This window comes from Cohnella sp. GbtcB17, from assembly GCF_019091135.1.
Classification (GTDB): domain Bacteria; phylum Bacillota; class Bacilli; order Paenibacillales; family Paenibacillaceae; genus Cohnella.
Genome location: NZ_JAGXJW010000240.1, coordinates 1 through 276, shown reverse-complemented (window position 1 = coordinate 276; position 276 = coordinate 1). Strand labels below are relative to the sequence as shown.

Here is a 276-nt window from a genome sequence, read left to right as displayed (position 1 = left end):
CGGCCGAGCGCTACGGGGCGCGGCCCGATGACGGCGCGGACGATACGACGGCGCTCGAGACGGCGATCGACGCAGCGAAGCGCGAAGGGTCCGGACTATGGCTGCCGGCCGGCGCTTACCGGATTGCGCATCCGCTCGAAGTGAGCGGCGCCACGATTGCCGGCGCGGGCATGTGGTATACGAAGCTGACGGGCGCGGGCTTCATGGGCCGCAGCGACCGGGTCCGCATCCGCGATCTGACCGTGGATGTCGGTGTCAATGCCAGACGCGACGCCT

General features: G+C 70.3%; 1 protein-coding gene. It reads left to right on the top strand.

Annotated elements, in window-relative coordinates; all coding sequences use genetic code 11:
* The coding region (locus KVT38_RS33685) for a glycosyl hydrolase family 28-related protein (protein WP_217598068.1) at positions 1 to 276 on the top strand (276 nt) is incomplete at both ends.